General features: G+C 31.0%; 23 protein-coding genes and 1 tRNA gene. 15 read left to right on the forward strand and 9 right to left on the reverse strand.

The features are described 5' to 3' along the window. Positions 1–20 precede the first annotated feature (20 nt). The 3 genes from ABXT66_RS06565 to ABXT66_RS06575 all read left to right on the forward strand — a co-directional run bounded on the left by ABXT66_RS06565 (position 21) and on the right by ABXT66_RS06575 (position 786). Entirely contained in the window at positions 21–428 is a 408-nt protein-coding gene (locus ABXT66_RS06565; RefSeq protein WP_443642689.1) for a hypothetical protein, read from the forward strand. Between the two features lie 84 nt (positions 429–512). Then, a tRNA-Arg gene (locus ABXT66_RS06570) sits at positions 513–589 on the forward strand. Positions 590–615: 26 nt separating this feature from the next. Continuing rightward, the gene (locus ABXT66_RS06575; protein WP_443642690.1) at positions 616–786 is read left to right on the forward strand and encodes a hypothetical protein; all 171 of its coding nucleotides are present in this window, start codon (positions 616–618) and stop codon (positions 784–786) included. A gap of 24 nt (positions 787–810) precedes the next feature. On the opposite strand, the gene ABXT66_RS06580 is transcribed toward ABXT66_RS06575, so the two are convergent. From ABXT66_RS06580 to ABXT66_RS06595, 4 genes are all read right to left on the reverse strand, one after another. Further along, the gene (locus ABXT66_RS06580) at positions 811–1743 is read right to left on the reverse strand and encodes a dihydrodipicolinate synthase family protein (RefSeq protein ID WP_443642691.1); all 933 of its coding nucleotides are present in this window, start codon (positions 1741–1743) and stop codon (positions 811–813) included. A 63-nt stretch (positions 1744–1806) separates the two neighbouring features. Further along, a complete protein-coding gene (locus ABXT66_RS06585; protein ID WP_443642692.1) occupies positions 1807–2571 on the reverse strand; it encodes an SDR family NAD(P)-dependent oxidoreductase in 765 nt (254 codons plus the stop codon). 20 nt (positions 2572–2591) lie between these two features. Continuing rightward, complete coding sequence (locus ABXT66_RS06590) at positions 2592–3311, reverse strand: SDR family NAD(P)-dependent oxidoreductase (protein ID WP_443642693.1); 720 nt, start codon at positions 3309–3311, stop codon at positions 2592–2594. A 20-nt stretch (positions 3312–3331) separates the two neighbouring features. After that, entirely contained in the window at positions 3332–3613 is a 282-nt protein-coding gene (locus ABXT66_RS06595; RefSeq protein ID WP_443642694.1) for a hypothetical protein, read from the reverse strand. Between the two features lie 72 nt (positions 3614–3685). Between ABXT66_RS06595 and ABXT66_RS06600 the strand changes: the two genes are divergently transcribed. From ABXT66_RS06600 to ABXT66_RS06610, 3 genes are all read left to right on the forward strand, one after another. Continuing rightward, positions 3686–3970 (forward strand): hypothetical protein, encoded by a 285-nt coding sequence (locus tag ABXT66_RS06600; RefSeq protein WP_443642695.1) that lies wholly within the window; start codon positions 3686–3688, stop codon positions 3968–3970. A gap of 1 nt (position 3971) precedes the next feature. Beyond that, complete coding sequence (locus ABXT66_RS06605) at positions 3972–4388, forward strand: Hsp20 family protein (RefSeq protein WP_443642696.1); 417 nt, start codon at positions 3972–3974, stop codon at positions 4386–4388. Between the two features lie 74 nt (positions 4389–4462). Then, complete coding sequence (locus ABXT66_RS06610) at positions 4463–5230, forward strand: class II aldolase/adducin family protein (protein ID WP_443642697.1); 768 nt, start codon at positions 4463–4465, stop codon at positions 5228–5230. On the opposite strand, the gene ABXT66_RS06615 is transcribed toward ABXT66_RS06610, so the two are convergent. Continuing rightward, complete coding sequence (locus tag ABXT66_RS06615; protein WP_443642698.1) at positions 5227–6117, reverse strand: phytanoyl-CoA dioxygenase family protein; 891 nt, start codon at positions 6115–6117, stop codon at positions 5227–5229. The genes ABXT66_RS06610 and ABXT66_RS06615 overlap by 4 nt on opposite strands. A 95-nt stretch (positions 6118–6212) precedes the next feature. Between ABXT66_RS06615 and ABXT66_RS06620 the strand changes: the two genes are divergently transcribed. From ABXT66_RS06620 to ABXT66_RS06635, 4 genes are read left to right on the forward strand one after another with little or no spacing between them, the layout of a single operon-like run. After that, a complete protein-coding gene (locus tag ABXT66_RS06620; protein ID WP_443642699.1) occupies positions 6213–7445 on the forward strand; it encodes an MFS transporter in 1233 nt (410 codons plus the stop codon). Then, positions 7442–7597: a hypothetical protein gene (locus ABXT66_RS06625; protein ID WP_443642700.1), complete on the forward strand. Its 156-nt coding sequence runs from the start codon at positions 7442–7444 to the stop codon at positions 7595–7597. The genes ABXT66_RS06620 and ABXT66_RS06625 overlap by 4 nt, the downstream gene beginning before the upstream one ends. After that, entirely contained in the window at positions 7594–8136 is a 543-nt protein-coding gene (locus tag ABXT66_RS06630) for a DUF924 family protein (RefSeq protein WP_443642701.1), read from the forward strand. The genes ABXT66_RS06625 and ABXT66_RS06630 overlap by 4 nt, the downstream gene beginning before the upstream one ends. A 7-nt stretch (positions 8137–8143) precedes the next feature. Beyond that, entirely contained in the window at positions 8144–8947 is an 804-nt protein-coding gene (locus ABXT66_RS06635) for an alpha/beta fold hydrolase (protein WP_443642702.1), read from the forward strand. A 25-nt stretch (positions 8948–8972) separates the two neighbouring features. Here the strand turns inward: ABXT66_RS06635 and ABXT66_RS06640 are convergent, their stop codons facing one another. After that, the gene (locus ABXT66_RS06640) at positions 8973–9704 is read right to left on the reverse strand and encodes a sulfite exporter TauE/SafE family protein (protein ID WP_443642703.1); all 732 of its coding nucleotides are present in this window, start codon (positions 9702–9704) and stop codon (positions 8973–8975) included. Positions 9705–9822: 118 nt separating this feature from the next. Between ABXT66_RS06640 and ABXT66_RS06645 the strand changes: the two genes are divergently transcribed. Together ABXT66_RS06645 and ABXT66_RS06650 are read left to right on the forward strand one after the other, a co-directional pair. After that, positions 9823–10059 (forward strand): hypothetical protein, encoded by a 237-nt coding sequence (locus ABXT66_RS06645; RefSeq protein WP_443642704.1) that lies wholly within the window; start codon positions 9823–9825, stop codon positions 10057–10059. Continuing rightward, positions 10056–10949 (forward strand): ABC transporter substrate-binding protein, encoded by an 894-nt coding sequence (locus ABXT66_RS06650; protein WP_443642705.1) that lies wholly within the window; start codon positions 10056–10058, stop codon positions 10947–10949. Before ABXT66_RS06645 ends, ABXT66_RS06650 begins: the two co-directional genes overlap by 4 nt. Here ABXT66_RS06650 and ABXT66_RS06655 read toward each other — a convergent pair. Together ABXT66_RS06655 and ABXT66_RS06660 are read right to left on the reverse strand one after the other, a co-directional pair. Continuing rightward, a complete protein-coding gene (locus tag ABXT66_RS06655) occupies positions 10946–11743 on the reverse strand; it encodes a phytanoyl-CoA dioxygenase family protein (RefSeq protein ID WP_443642706.1) in 798 nt (265 codons plus the stop codon). The genes ABXT66_RS06650 and ABXT66_RS06655 overlap by 4 nt on opposite strands. Further along, positions 11727–12389: a flavin reductase family protein gene (locus ABXT66_RS06660; protein ID WP_443642707.1), complete on the reverse strand. Its 663-nt coding sequence runs from the start codon at positions 12387–12389 to the stop codon at positions 11727–11729. The genes ABXT66_RS06655 and ABXT66_RS06660 overlap by 17 nt, the downstream gene beginning before the upstream one ends. A 118-nt stretch (positions 12390–12507) precedes the next feature. Here ABXT66_RS06660 and ABXT66_RS06665 point away from each other — a divergent pair, with 118 nt between their 5' ends. Beyond that, positions 12508–13392 (forward strand): NAD(P)-dependent oxidoreductase, encoded by an 885-nt coding sequence (locus ABXT66_RS06665; protein WP_443642708.1) that lies wholly within the window; start codon positions 12508–12510, stop codon positions 13390–13392. A gap of 2 nt (positions 13393–13394) precedes the next feature. Here ABXT66_RS06665 and ABXT66_RS06670 read toward each other — a convergent pair whose 3' ends face one another. Further along, a complete protein-coding gene (locus ABXT66_RS06670; RefSeq protein WP_443642709.1) occupies positions 13395–14135 on the reverse strand; it encodes an SDR family oxidoreductase in 741 nt (246 codons plus the stop codon). Positions 14136–14236: 101 nt separating this feature from the next. On the opposite strand from ABXT66_RS06670, the gene ABXT66_RS06675 reads away from it, so the two are divergent. Then, positions 14237–15598: an acyclic terpene utilization AtuA family protein gene (locus ABXT66_RS06675; RefSeq protein WP_443642710.1), complete on the forward strand. Its 1362-nt coding sequence runs from the start codon at positions 14237–14239 to the stop codon at positions 15596–15598. A 19-nt stretch (positions 15599–15617) separates the two neighbouring features. After that, positions 15618–15992, forward strand: coding sequence for an AtuA-related protein (locus ABXT66_RS06680; RefSeq protein WP_443642711.1), 375 nt, complete (start codon positions 15618–15620; stop codon positions 15990–15992). Position 15993 lies beyond the last annotated feature (1 nt).

Here is a 15993-nt window from a genome sequence, read left to right on the forward strand (position 1 = left end):
TTAACATGAAAGTTGTTTTTATGAATTCTATAAAAAAATATTTTTTTTTATTTTTGTTTGTAGGTTTGTTATCACCATCTCAATTAATAGCGAGTGATATATATCTTCCATCAGCAGGATTTTCTTGTAGTGATAATGATCATAAATTTCAATTTCTTTTTGATAGATCAAAAGATATGGACAACCCAAAAGTTTACAGAAGAATAGATGAAAAGTTTATATTTATTGGAAATCTTTTAGCTGAAAAACAAGGTGCATACGTCATATGGGAAGATAAAGATTTTTTTAAAACGACAGATTTTGCTTGGACATTTGATAAAGTAACCTCAAAGTTATCATCAATAGTTCTAAGCGTAGGACTTGGAATAGAAAATTTAGACAAAATTCCTAAACCTATGACATGCATGCAAAAAATATTTTATTATTAAAGCCTATTTTTTAAATTTTGATACATTTGCTTTGACTTAATAATTTATTAGTAATAGATAAATAATATTAACTTATTTAAATATGGACGCGTAGCTCAGCTGGATAGAGCAACTGCCTTCTAAGCAGTAGGTCAGAGGTTCGAATCCTCTCGCGTTCACCATTTAAATTATCTTGGAGTATTCTTTAATGTTTGGTTTAGGTTTTATAAAAGGTACCGCTTTAGGTTTAACTGGAGGATTATTAATTGGTCTGGCTATTAAAGAAGCTTGTAAACAAATAAACAAAAGAAAAGATAAAAATATAAATCAAAACTCTGAAGATGATAACAATTCTGAAGAAGATTTATCTAATAACTAATATTAGAACTTATATATTTTACACCTAATTTTTTTTCCAATTTTTGTACCATTCTTTAAATAATAAATATTGTTTTTTTGCATACATCATCTGACTTTTACTTAATTTATCTGTTGGATTAAAATGTAAATTATAGGCTCTTTCTCCATTTAGAACCATTAAATATTTGTAATAAAGAACTAAGTCAGGTCCTTCGTCATATGATGATAGAATACCCAATGCTTCTTCAAGCTCTTTGGCTTTTAATCTAGAAGTTGCATCTCCATCAGCTGCCTTTTCACAAAGATTTATTAAATGCAAAACTTCTTTTGGAAAAGCATTACCAACTCCAGTAATGGCTCCAACTGCACCACAATTGACATATCCATGATAGACAGTCGTATCAACTCCAATCATTAAGGATATATTTTCATCTTTAGATGTGATATTTTCTGCAGCATACGTTAAATCAGCGGTTCCACCAAATTCTTTAAAGCCTACAAGATTAGGGAATTGATTTCTAAGATCAAAAAAAAGATCGGCCCTGGTTGAAAATCCATAATAATGACTATTATAAATTACCGCAGGAATGTTCGGAGCAGCACTTAAAATAGAAGCAAAGTGTGATCTTTGAGCCGATAAGGAAGGGCCACGTGAGAGAACTCTTGGAATAACCATTAAACCAAGTGCGCCAGTATCTTGCGCATGTTTAGCATGTGCTGTTGCTTTTTTAGAATTTATAGCGCCAGTACCTACTATAGTCGGAATACCAGCACTTACTAATCTAGACACACCTTCTTGTCTTTCTTCATCAGAAAGAAGTGGCCAATCTCCCATTGAACCGCAATAGACTACAGCTGACATCCCTTCAGCAATTAATTCTTTAGCTTTAACTACAAGTAGATCAAAGTTAGGAGTGTAATCTTCATTACAAGGAGTCATTAGTGCAGGCATACAACCTTTAAAAACGTTATTCATATCTAAATTCCTCTTCATTACAAAAGATTTATAAGTTCTTTACAGCAATAAATTTATAAAATTTTATCCATTAATCGAGTATCCACCATCGACAGGTATGGCTGTTCCTGAAACATAATTTGATCCATTGCTAGATAAAAATACAGCAATACCACCTAAATCTTCTGGTTCTCCCCATCGACCAACTGGAGTCCTTTCTTCAACTCTAGCTTGTAATTCAGGTATATCAATTCTTGCCTGCCTTGTTAGCGTAGTATCTATATAACCGGGTAAAACTGCATTGACTTGGATGTTATCTTTAGCCCAAGCATTTGCTAGGCTCTTAGTTAATTGAACAACGCCACCTTTACTTGCTGAATATGCACTACCTAGCGGAGCTCCAAACAAAGAATGCATTGAACCAATATTAATTATTTTACCGCCATCAACTGCTTTAAAGTGTCTAAAACAAGCTTTAGAACAGGTAAACATACTTATTAAGTTTGTATCTATAATAGATTTCCATTCCTGTAATTCATATTCCTCAGGTCTTTTTCTTATATTTGTTCCTGCATTATTAACTAAAATATTTAACTTACCAAAGTGAGCTACTGTATTCTCGATTAACTTGTTGCAAGATACCTCGTCAACAACATCAACAATTAATGAAGTAGAATCTATATCTAACGACTGTAATATTTTTATGGATTGATCATTTTTTTCTTGGTTTCTACCGGCAACAACAATTTTTGCCCCAGCTTCACCTAATGCTTTCGCCATTGCCAAACCAATACCACCATTTCCTCCAGTAACAAGAGCTACTTTTCCTGTTAAATCAAAAAGTTTCATTTTTAAAAATCCTTTCTTATTTACCAATTTTCTTTTGAGGTTCTTACGTCTAGTTCAAAAGTCCACGCATTCTTATTCTGATTATAAAGAAACATATATGCGTCTGTTACGCTTTCAATATCAATTAATTTTCCATCTTTTACTCTTTGATCAAAATCAGAAAGCCTTTGTTTAATTCTTTCGCCTGCAAGGCCTCCGTCAACTATTACATGACCAACATGAATTCCATCTTCAGCATATTCTTTTGCAATGGCTTGGGCTAAATTTCTTAATGCTCCTTTTGCTGAATTAAATGCTCCAAAATTTGACTTACCTCTTAAAGAGGCACTGGCGCCAGTGAAAATAAGAGTCCCAGCTGTTTTCTCTTTCAAGAAGGTTTTTATAACCTCTTTTGCAAACAGAAATCCGCCAAAGCAACCAGTTTCCCAACTTTCTTTAAAATAAGAAGCATCCATATCAATTATTTTACCTGGTCTATTATTACCAACATTATAAATTGCAAAGTTTAACCCACTACCTACAGACTTCATCATCTCTTTAATGTGTACTTCATTAGTTGTGTCAATTACTAAAGATTTAGCCTTGTTTCCATCCTCTATTATATTATTGACAACTAAATCCAAATTACCTTTAGTTCTACCCGCCACAAAGACTTCAAAGTTATTATTAGCAATTTTTTTACATAATTTTGCCCCAAGACCATTTAATGGACCAACACCGATAACTAAAGCTTTTTTCATAATTTTCTTATCCTCTATTTTTAGTCAACATAAGAATTAATCCTATTTAAAATATTACCTAACCTTATCTTGAGATCTAATAACTGATTTTTTAAATTATTGTTTTCTTTTTTTAATGTTTTTATCTTGTTCTTTAACAACATATTATTCAAATCTTTATTACTTGATTTATTGTTTGACTTATCTGCTTTACAAGAATTATAAATCGTAATTTCTTTTGCTGAAGTCCCTTTCAAAACACATTCATGAGACATGCTTGCATTGGAGACTAGGATGAAAAATAAAAAATAAAAAATCTTCATAATATTGCTTCTTTTAAATTAAATTAATATCGTATAATTACATATTAGCTATATAATAAACAAGAGGTAAAAATGTACGCTAGAATAGCTGAATTTCAATCAAGCTCTAAAGTAAATTGTGATATGTTAGTCGCTTTCTTTCAAAATGTTATGATTCCAAGAAATATTAAAAATGGTCAATTGAGTTGTGAAATATATAGAGTATCTGAAACAACTGGTTTTGTAATATCTTCTTTTAAAAATAAAAATGATGCAAACAAGATAATGCAAATCATGTCTGAAGAATTAAACGAAGTTAAAGGAAATACTAGGATCAAGCTTCTTGAAGGTGAAAGAGTTTTAAGAGTAGATCAATAAATTGACCTTTATTCAAAATAAATTTCTAAAACATTATGTTGGTTATGACTCAATTTTTAATGAAATTGATAAAGCATGCTCTGTAAACCTTGAAAACAATATAGCATTTGATGTCATAAAATATGATGTAAATAAATATCAAATTAAAATAGCTTTAGCGGGGGTGTTATCAAATCAAATCTCAATTAACGCTACAAATAACCTTCTTATAATTAATGTGTCAGAAAGAGAAAATAAACGAAAATCAGATTATATTCATAAGGGCATTCGAAATAATGTAATCCAGCAAATTTTTCAATTAGAACAGACCATTGAAGTTAAAGAAGCCGAGTTAAATAACGGGATACTTAAAATAGATCTTTTCAAAAAAGATATAAATAACAAAATGAAGAGATATATACAAATTTTAGAAGAATAATCGCCCAATGATTTTGTAATTTACTAATTTGTAATATATAATGAGTAAAATTAAGGAATTAAGGAAAATTAATAATGAATCATATGATTGATACAAATGAATTAAAAAGCCAAATAACTGAAGAAGAATGGAAGTTGCGATTAGATTTAGCTGCAACATATAGACTTATAGCTCTTTATGGTTGGGATGACTTAATTTACACTCATGTTTCATTAAGAATACCTGGTCCAGAACATCATTTCCTTATTAATCCATATGGATTAATGTTTGATGAAATAACCGCCTCAAGCTTGGTTAAAATTGATCTTAATGGGAATGCTGTGATAGATACTCCATATGAGGTTAATCCAGCTGGCTTTACTATTCACAGCGCAATCCATTCTGCACGTGATGATGCACAATGTGTACTTCATCTTCATACTAATGACGGAGTTGCAGTATCAATCCAAAAAGATGGCTTGTTACCAATTAGCCAAACATCTATGTTAATTCATCCCCATGTTGCATATCATGATTATGAGGGACTTGCTCTCGATCATAGTGAACGAGAAAGATTAGTAGCTGATATAGGTGATAAAAATCTTTATATACTTCGAAACCACGGAACCTTATCTGTAGGTCAAACCTGTGGAATAGCTTTTATGGGGATATATTTCCTTGAAAGAGCTTGCACTGCTCAAATAAGAGCACAAGCTGCTGGAAATATTAATTTACCCTCTAAAGAAGCTATAAAAACTACTCAAGATCAATCTATTGGAATGTTTGATATAGGTAGAGATAGATTAGCATGGCCTGCATTACTAAGAAAACTTGATAGACAATCACCTGACTATAAGAACTAAAAGGCTGATTTAGCTCCACCTGATTTTTGAGTTGTAAAAATAGAACCATAGTCTGGCGCTGGCGGAAGTGGTAGTACTACAGGAACACTCTCCATTCTTGGTTGATAGCTTACATTTCCACAAAGCATTTGTCTTTCCATTTGGTTACATAAATCAATAGGGTTTGTGTTATTTAAATAAGCTCCAACACCAACCAAAGGCCACGCATCAGCAGAATTACATTCATAAAAAAGCATTAATCTATCCTTATTACTATTATTAGGTGCAGAACCATGAAGTGTTCTAGCATGATGAATAGTCATTGATCTGGCTTTGCCTGTTAAAGTAACAGCTTTTGATATATCAAAATTTTTATCATTAGGGTCAATTGCTCCACAAAAAACACCATTATTATTATGACTTAAAACAGGACCTTTATGACTTTTAGGTATAACCATTAAAGGTCCATTATCAAGATCGACATCATTTATCATAAGCCCTAAAGCAAGCACATTGTCATTTGTATGAGGGTAAAAAGCCCAATCTTGATGCCATTCTACAGCAGCACCTCCACCAGGAGCTTTTGTATTCAATTTACTAGTTTTTAAAGATATATCTTTCCCAAGCAGGTCAATGAGTATATTTTCTATCTTAGATTCTTTTAGAATATCCCAAAAAAATGGTGTATGTTGATGAGGTTGCTTAACCCGTTTTAATCTTGGGTTATTTGCAGAATGGCCTTCTTCTAAATCAAATATATTATCATTTTCTTTTATAGCTTTAGATTTTTCAAAGAAATCATCTACAATCTTAAGCATTGCACTCAGTTGATCTTCTGAAATTACATCTTCAACTAATACGTAACCTTCATTATTATAAAATTCAATCTGATCATTGGATAAAATCATTAACATCTCCTTAAACAATGATTAAACATGTATATAATTGTTTTAAGATCTAAACATTTATATGTTAATCGAATAACTGTGAAGAGCAACAAATAATGAAAAATAATCTAATAGATTTAGACAGTCGTGAAGCCTGGTTTAGGCTAATAATAATTTTTACAATGAGTATAATTGGAACCGCTGGTATGTGGTCAGTAGTTATCATTATGCCAACTATTCAGAATGAATTTGATCTTGATAGAGCAGCTTCAACTTATCCTTATGTAGCTACAATGTTTGGTTATGGGGTTGGTAACGTTATCATAGGTAGGATGCTGGATAAAATCGGGATTAAAAAGCCTATTATTTTTGCTTTAATTTTGTTGATTTTCTCATATTTACTATCAACATTAGCAAACAACATTTTATGGCTTTCATTTGTTCAATTTTTTTTAGGTTTCTCTGCAGCAGCTTTTTTTGGGCCTATGATGGCAGATATATCGCAGTTCTTTTATAAAAGGAAAGGGCTAGCGGTTTCTCTAGTAGCAAGTGGACAGCATTTGTGTGGTGCAATTTGGCCTTTTTTAATTAAAGATTTCCTTTTAGACGGAGAATGGAGGCATGCTCATCTTTTCATTGCATTAGTTTGTAGTATAATCATACCCATTTTGTTTCTTTTAATTGGTAATAAAAAACCATTTTTAAATAAAAATACCGACCAAATAGCGCCAAAACTTAATGTGAATTCAAGCTTGAAATTATCAATCAGTAATAAAAATATTCAGATTTTACTTATGTTTGCAGGTGTTTTTTGCTGTGTTGCAATGTCAATGCCGCAAGTTCATATTGTACCATTATGTATTGATAACGGATTTGGTTTAGCAGTCGGGACTGAAATTTTATCTTATATGTTATTTGCAGCTGTAATGAGCAGAGTTATATTTGGTTATTTATCTGATAAATTAGGACCAATTCAAACTTTGATTTTATGTTCAACTCTCCAAGCAGTTTCACTTTCACTGTTTTTACCTTTTGATAGCCAAATGTCGCTTTATATAGTTGCTATATTTTTTGGACTGTCCCAAGGAGGCATAGTACCTATATATGCTGTTATAATTAGTAAATTTCTACCTGCAAATGAAGTTGCTGAGAGAGTTGGGCTTCTTATCTTCGCTACAATAATTGGTATGTCATTAGGTGGCTGGCTTTCTGGAGAAATTTATGATTATACAAATTCATATAGATTAGCGTTTTTAAATGGAATTTTTTGGAATATAATTAATCTTGGCATGATGATTTATCTATATTTATTATATAAACAATCATTGAAAAAATTGGTGATAGAATGAAATTAGAAGATACTATGCATTTTTTATGGAATAAATACTTAGAAACTAAAGATATGGAATATTTAGCTGAAGCATGTGAAAAAGCCCCTTTTTTTGGACAAGAAGATATGGGTAAAGAAATAGCTACAATTTTAAGAAATTATAAAAAATGATTGAAGCTAAATCAATTTTAGATTTCTGGTTTATAGAATCTTCACCTAAAATGTGGTTCAAAAAAAATGACGAATTTGACGCTTTAATTAGAAAAAGATTTCTTAATTCAATAAAAAAATCGTTAAAAACAAACATTGACGATGTAAATATTGCTTTAGATACTTATCTTTCTCTTATTATTTTGTTGGATCAGTTTACAAGAAATGTTTTTAGAAATAGCTCTAAATCTTTTGAAGGAGACAATAAAGCTATCAAATTGACTAAGATTGCTATTGATAACAATTTCATCAAAGGATCAAATCATTATTATAATATTTTTTTTTTAATGCCACTTATGCATAGTGAAAACATCCTAGATCATAAGTTAGGTTTACCACTTTTTAAAAAATTTACTAATGAGAACACATTTAAATTTGCTTTAAAACATAAAGACATTATTGATAAGTTTGATCGGTTTCCTCATAGAAATAATGTTTTAGGTAGAATTTCAACTAAATCAGAATTAGAGTTTTTAAAATTACCAGGTAGTAGGTTTTAATATTAAAATGGTTTCCATAATAAAGAATATAAAAATTGGTTCCCAACCCTCAATTTCGGTTGATTACATCGGTCAAGGTGAAATGGTTATTTTTCTGCATGGTATAGGAGGTAATAAGAAAAATTGGGAAGGTAATCTTCCATTTTTTTCAAAAAAATTCTTGTCAGTTGCATGGGATACACGCGGATATGGTGAAAGTGAAGACTATTCTGGAGATTTCATTTTTGAAGATATCTTAGACGACCTTAAAAGAGTTTTAGACTATTTCGATCGCGACAAAGCTCACATCGTTGGACTTTCAATGGGAGGACAAATTGCTACGCTTTTTTATGAAAAATATCCTAATTGTGTAAAGACGCTTACTTTATGCGACACTCATTTTGGTTTATCAAACTTAGACAAAAATGAGGTTAAAAAATTTATTAATTCAAGAAAAGAACCACTCTTAAATGGTAAAGAACCAAAGGATATAGCTCCTCTTGTAGCATCATCGTTGATAGGTGACATGGAAAACAAACCTGCATACGAAAAACTTGTTCATTCAATCTCACTTCTTCATAAAGAAAGTTATCTTAAAACAATTGATGCATCAATGAGGACTGAACATCGTCATATTTTCAAAAAAATAGATGTGCCAACATTAATTATGGTTGGGGAGCTTGATACTTTAACGCCTCCATCAATGTCTTTGGAAATAAAAAAAGAAATTAAAAACAGTAATATTATAATTATACCAAATGCTGGACATCTAATTAATATTGAAGAACCAGAATTTTTTAATAAAAACTTAATGAATTTTTTGGAGAATTAAATAATTTTTAATATTTTATTATATATCAGGTTAATAAAAGCCTGATTGCTAACCCTACTAATATTATTTGAAATATAAGAGTGAAAAAATTATTACTAATTTTATTTAAAAAAATTTGTCCAACCCTGCTTCCCAATAAAGTTGCAGGAATTATCATAAGAAAAGTTTCTATATATTCGTAGAAAGAAAATCCTATAAATGTAAAACCAATTATTTTTATTAAATTTCCAATTAGACCAAAATAACCTAAAGTACCTACGATAGATTTTTTTTCTTCTATACTTTGTCTAACTATAACAGCTAAAAGTGGTGCAATAACTCCAACTAAAATATTAAAAATACCTGTAAAAAAACCAACAAAGTAATAAATATTCGAAGAAATTTTGATTTTCTTAAAACTTTTTAAGTTTTGAAATCCAATAGCCAATAAAATAAATAAACCTATTAAATTTTTTATATAATCTTGATCAATACTTTGAAATATTTTGAGCCCTATATAAACACCTAAAGGTAACAATAAAGAAAATTTAAATATTATTTTCCAATTTACATATTTTCTTAATAACCATGTTCGTGTCATGTTAGAAGAAAGTTGGATTACACCATGAACTGGAATAGCCTCTGCTGGATTCATAAATTGAAGCATCGCTGCTAATAGAACTGTCCCACCTCCGGCTCCGGCGATTGATGTCATTAAAGCTGTAAAAAAAGATAATACAGTCAAAATAATATTTTCTGACATAGTTATTTCTAACATTTAGAGTATATCTTTTGATTGAATATTCATTTAAAGATTTTCAATTAATTAAGTTTTAATATTATTTAAAAAATTAGAATTATAAATAGTTATTACTAAATTTATTAAGGTTTGTCTTTTGAAAATAGAAATTAAAACTGTTATAAATTCAATTAATAATAACGAGGGTAACTTATGTGTTGATATATTTAAAAGAAATAATCAAACATTTGGATTTGAAGAATATAGAAGAGATCCTGAAACTAATTCTGGTTGGTACAAAATTGGATTTTATAGCAATAAAGTATTTAAAAATGATACTGAAGCTTTAAAGTATGCCAAGAAACAAATATCATGGTTAAAAAATAAAATATGAAAATTGTGAGTTTATTACCTGCGGCTACGGAAATTCTTTGTGATATGGGTTTGGCAGAATATATAAGTGCTGTAAGTCATGAGTGTGACTATCCTTCAGCAGTAAAGAATAAAATAAAAATCACTTCGAGTATAATTCCTAATAACACCAACCAAAATGCAATTAATAAATTGGTAAAAGAGGCTGTTAAAAATAATATTCCACTTTATGCAGTAGATAATGAACAACTTAATACAATTAATCCTGACTTAATAATCACTCAAGGATTATGTGATGTGTGTTCAATTTCTGAAGATAAAATACAAGCAACATTAAAAAATAACTTATGTACATTATCATCAAGCACAGAGGTTATTTCATTAAATGGCATTACTTTTGAAGAAATATGTCAAGATATTCTAGCAATTGGGAAAGCCGTAAAAAAAGAAGAAATAGCAAGAAAAATGATAAAAGAGGCTATTCTTACTAAGTATAAAATTACTAAAGAAAAAAATAGAGGTAGTTTACTCCTTCTCGAATGGATTGACCCTTACTTTAGTGCAGGTCATTGGATACCTGAACAAATTGAAATGGCCGGCTTTATCTCTTCAATTGGAAAAAAAGGTGAAAAATCAAAGCAGATTTCTGCTGAAGAAATAATTAAGAAAAATCCTGATTATATAGGACTAATTTGCTGTGGTTATAATCTTGAAGAAAACATTTTGTTTTCCCAAAAAATATTTCAGGATGAAAGAATAAATCATTTAAGTGCTATAAAAGAAGAAAGAGTATTTGCCTTCGACTCTAATTCTTATTTTAGTAGACCCTCACTCCGCATATTAGAGGGAGTAAAACAATTAAAAAAAGCAATTCTACAAAATGATAGAAGTTTTCACTGCAAAAGACTTTAAATTTTATAAATAACTGGAAATTCTTTTCCTGTTAATTTGTCACCAGTATTAAGTTTTACACTCTCAAAAGGTGGGGATCCCTTACCTTTTCTATCTACAAAAACGGCATCATCCCCAACTATTCTTGCAGAAAAAACTCTTCGTCTAGAATTTTTATTAACATTTTCAGATGCTCCATGTAATGTTCTAAAATCAAAGGCAACAGCGTCCCCTGCTTTGATATCCCAACTTAAAATCTTGTAATCTTTTCTATTAGAATTTATATCAGGAACATCCTCAGAATTATCATTTTCATATAAATCGTTTCCGTTAAATCTCTTTGGTTTATGTAAAACATTAGATAAATGTGATCCCGCAATACACTCAAGACAACCTTCTTTGGATATGTCATCCAAAGCTATCCAAAAACTCACAGACTGCGCACCATCAACACAATAATAAGGTTTATCTTGATGCCACGGAGTAACTATTGACGATCCTGGTTCTTTAACTAAAACATGATCATGAAAAAATTGTGATTGCTTTGATTTCATCAACTTTGAAGCATAAAACCCTAATTTTGATTTAAAAACAAAATCTTTAAACTCAGGAATTCTATCCCAATTAACTAAATCTTGAAAAAAAGGAGCTGTACCATCATCTGGGGTATAAGATCTCTCCCTTACACTAGGATTTTCTATTAGTTTATCTACGCCAATTCTTAATTTATCAAGCCAGTCAATAAACATTCCTTTACATAGAACAGCGCCATCTCTTGAAAAATCTTCTATTGTTTTGTTATCTATAAATTCCATCCCATTCCTTCACTGGTTCTAACTTACCATCTTTACCTAATTTTGGTCTGTTTTTAGTAAACGTATTTTCAGATCCAACAACTCCATAATCCATATATCCTAAACGCACTAAGGGGCGTGCGGCAGAAGCATTAAAAAGACCATCTTTTATAAATTTATCATTGATATAAATGCCAACGACTTGACCAAAAATAACATAATTTCCTGTGCCTTTATCTCTATCCACATTTGGGAGGTCTACAGTTTTCCAATGTTTACACTCAAGAGCAGCTGCTGCCTCTGAAACAAACGGAGCTGATACAAAATTACCAATTTTAGGATTTAAACCTGCTAACTTAAATTCATCAACTTCCGGCCCTGCTGGAACAGAACTGCCATTCATATGGTCAAACAACTCTTCAGTTGCAATCGATACAGTAAACTCACCAGTTTCTTCAATATTTTTAACAGAATCTTTAATGTCTACAGAAGAAAACATAACGTAGTGAGGTCTATCAGCAATAGCATTAAAGTAACTATAAGGAGCTAAATTATAATTACCGGTTTGAGAACAACTTCCTATCCAACCTATTGGTCTAGGTGCAACAATTGCTTTAAAGGGATCATGAGGTAAATTGTGATTGTTTTTAATAGTGTCATAATGCATTCTTGTGTCCAATCGGATTCATAATTGATCTCTAAAAATAAACAATATTAATGAAAAGTATAGGATATTTTTTTAGAATGGATGTATCTTATAAATCAACAAATAAATACGGTGCATTATGAAAAATCAGACAATAAATACAATTGGGTTTATTGGGTTAGGCGTCATGGGAAACTCCATGTGCAAAAACTTACTCCAAAACAAAAATTGGTCAATTATGGTTAACGACATAAACAAAAACAAAGAAGAAGATTTACATAACCATGGAGCAATTATTGCGTCTGATATTGAAGATCTTTTTGATAAATCTGATGTGATTATAACGTGTCTTCCTGGAGGAAGTTTTGTTTATGAAATGTACTTTGGTAAACAGAACATGATATCTTTTATAAAACCAAATCAATACATTGTAGATATGTCAACTTCTCAACCAGATCTAATGGTTAAATTAAATGTTGACATCAAAAAGAAAAATTCTTTTTTTGCTGATGCTCCTATAGGAAAAACAAGGCAAGCTGCTATAGACGGAACACTTGCTATAATGGTTGGATCAGATTTAGATACTTTTAAACATTTAGTACCTATTTTTAATTTAATGGGAGAAGATATTATGCATTGCGGAGATGTAGGGTCTGGTCAATTAACTAAAATAATGAATAATATGATACTTTTCGAAACAGTAGTTGCACTTAGTGAAGCTGCTAATATTGCAGAAAAATATGGTATGAACGTTGGTAAATTATTTAATAATATAACTAAATGTTCTGGAGACAGCTTTGCACTTAAAAACCATGGGATCAAAAGTATTGCAAAAGATCACTTCCCTTCCCCAGCTTTTTCTTCTGAATATGCGTTAAAAGATTTATCTTACGCCTTAGAGCTTGGAAATAAATTAAAGATAAAATTACCTGGTGCCGAAACAGCAAAAAAACTGCTTCAGACAAGTATAGAACAAGGTGACAAAGATTTGTATTTTCCAGTAATTAAAAAATATTTAAAGTAGATTTACCCTCTACCAACAAAAGGCATTTTATTTGCCATAACTGTCATATTTAATACATTTACTGTAACGGGTAGTTTAGCCATATATAATACTGCCTCTGCAATATGAATTGAGTCTATGACTGGTTCAACACTCATTTCACCAGTCGCTTGAGGCACACCTTCTTTCATTCTAGCTGTCATAGGAGTCTCTGCATTACCTATATCAATTTGACTACATGCAATATCATACTTTCTACCATCTAAAGAAATTGTTTTAGTCATTCCTGTAACTGCATGCTTAGTAGCTGTATAAGGAATAGAACCAGGTCTAGGGGTAGCAGATGACACACTCCCATTATTAATAATTCTACCACCTTGAGGAGTTTGTTTTCTCATTAAAGCAAATGCATATTTTGCACATAAAAACATTCCATTAAGGTTTATATCAACTACACTCTTCCAATTTTCAAATGGCATTTCATCAATTGATTGTGCAGGAACACCTATGCCTGCATTATTGAATAAGATGTCAATTCTAGCGTGTTTTTCTTCTATAATTTTGAATGAATTTTCAACAGCTTTTGGATCGCTGACGTCACATTGTAATATTTCCGTCTGTCCAGAACATAATTCCTGAGTTTCAATCAATTTATCTTTACGTCTTCCTACTAAATAAACAATAATACCTTCTTTTGATAGGACTTCCGAAACTCTTCTACCAACACCAGTTCCTGCTCCAGTAACCATTGCAATTTTTGACATTTGTAATTTCCTCTTACTTAAACACTAGCTATTTTCATTAACATGTATAATACTATAATAACATTTACTACCAAAAAAAATACTACTTAGAATAAAATATTATGACCAAAAAAGTATATATAGGATGTGGTGCAGGGTTTTCTGGTGATAGATTTGACGCGTCCATTCCAATCGTTAAAGAATTTAAAAAAATAACAGCACCAAAATATTTAATGTTTGAAGTACTTGCTGAAAGAACTTTAGCAATTGCCCAGCAATTTAGAATCAAAAATCCAGAAGAAGGATATTCTCCGTTTTTGGATTCATACATAACACCTATATTAGACGATTGTCTTGAAAACAATATCAAGATTATATCAAATATTGGTGCTGCAAATCCACTGGGTGCTGCCAAAAGAATACTTGAAATTGCAAAAAAACAAAATATCAGGCCTCCTAAAATTGGAGTTATTATAGGTGATGACTTATTAGAGTACATGTCCAATGATGAAATATTAAGTAGTCCTACTGTTGAAGGGTTAGACTTTTCTAACAATAAAATAACTGCCGCCAATGTATATCTTGGCGCTCAACCAATAGCAGACGCATTAGAAAAAAATGTAGATATAGTTGTGGTTGGTAGAACAGTTGATAGCGCGCTAGCTTTAGGTCCTTTGTTATATGAGTTTAAATGGAAAGCAAATGAACTTAACTTAATTGGATCTGGAACTATATGTGGCCATCTTTTAGAATGTGGTGCTCAAGTTACAGGCGCCTACTTTGCTGATCCAGGCTTTAAAGATGTTCCTGATCTTGCGAATGTTGGTTTTCCAATAGCAGAGTTTAGTGAAGATGGATCATTTGTAATAACTAAACCTGAAGGAACAGGAGGTTTAGTTAGCAAAGCCACAGTAACAGAACAGTTATTATATGAGACACATGATCCGTCTAGTTATTTAGTACCTGATGTAACCGCTGACATGACTAACTTAATATTAGAAGATGATGGTATTAACAGAATTCTTGTTAAAGGTGGAGCTGGAAGAAAACCTCCTGAAAAATTAAAAGCAACTATTTGTAGTGACAATGGATTTATGGGAGAAGCTGAAATCAGTTATGCAGGTCCAAACGCCCTTGCTAGAGCTAAACTTGCTGGTAATGTAATAAATGAAAGAGTGCAAACTTTAGGTTTACAAGGTCAAATACGTACTGAAATAATTGGTGCTGGTTCTGTTCATTTCTCTATGGATGAGACCCCTTCATATGAACTTACAAATGATGGAGACTATAGAGTAAGAACATCTGCAATATACCCTCATAAAGAGCAAGCTCAACAAATGATCGATGAAGTTCTATCTTTATATTGTTGTGGACCAGCTGCAGGTGGTGGTGCTCGAGCGTATGTTACAGCTCAATCCTCTACGGCATCTATTCTTGTAAATAGACAGTTGGTAGATCCAAATATAAAAATTAGAATCTTATAAAAATATAATTGAGGTATTTATGAAAAAAATAAATTTACCTGTTCATGCAATTGCTCATGCAAGAGCTGGTGATAAAGGAGATGTATCAAATATCTCACTAATTGCATATTTAGATAATGGGTGGCAATTAATAAATTCTTTGGCAACAGAAGAGGCTGTTTTAAATATATTTAAACATTTAGGAGCGACAAAAGTGGATAGGTATGAATTACCTGGATTGAAAGCTCTAAATTTTGTAATACAAAATGCACTTGGTGGTGGTGTAAATAGTTCATTAAGATTAGATAGACATGGTAAAACTTTATCTTCTCATTTACTAAATGAACTAGTTTTACCAATAACTGAGAATATGATACCTATAAATTCCCCCTATTTAAAAAAATTTAAGGATTGAA

Origin of the sequence: Candidatus Levibacter sp. Uisw_134_01 (assembly GCF_047717795.1) — a bacterium.
Taxonomy (GTDB): domain Bacteria; phylum Pseudomonadota; class Alphaproteobacteria; order Puniceispirillales; family Marisalimonadaceae; genus Marisalimonas.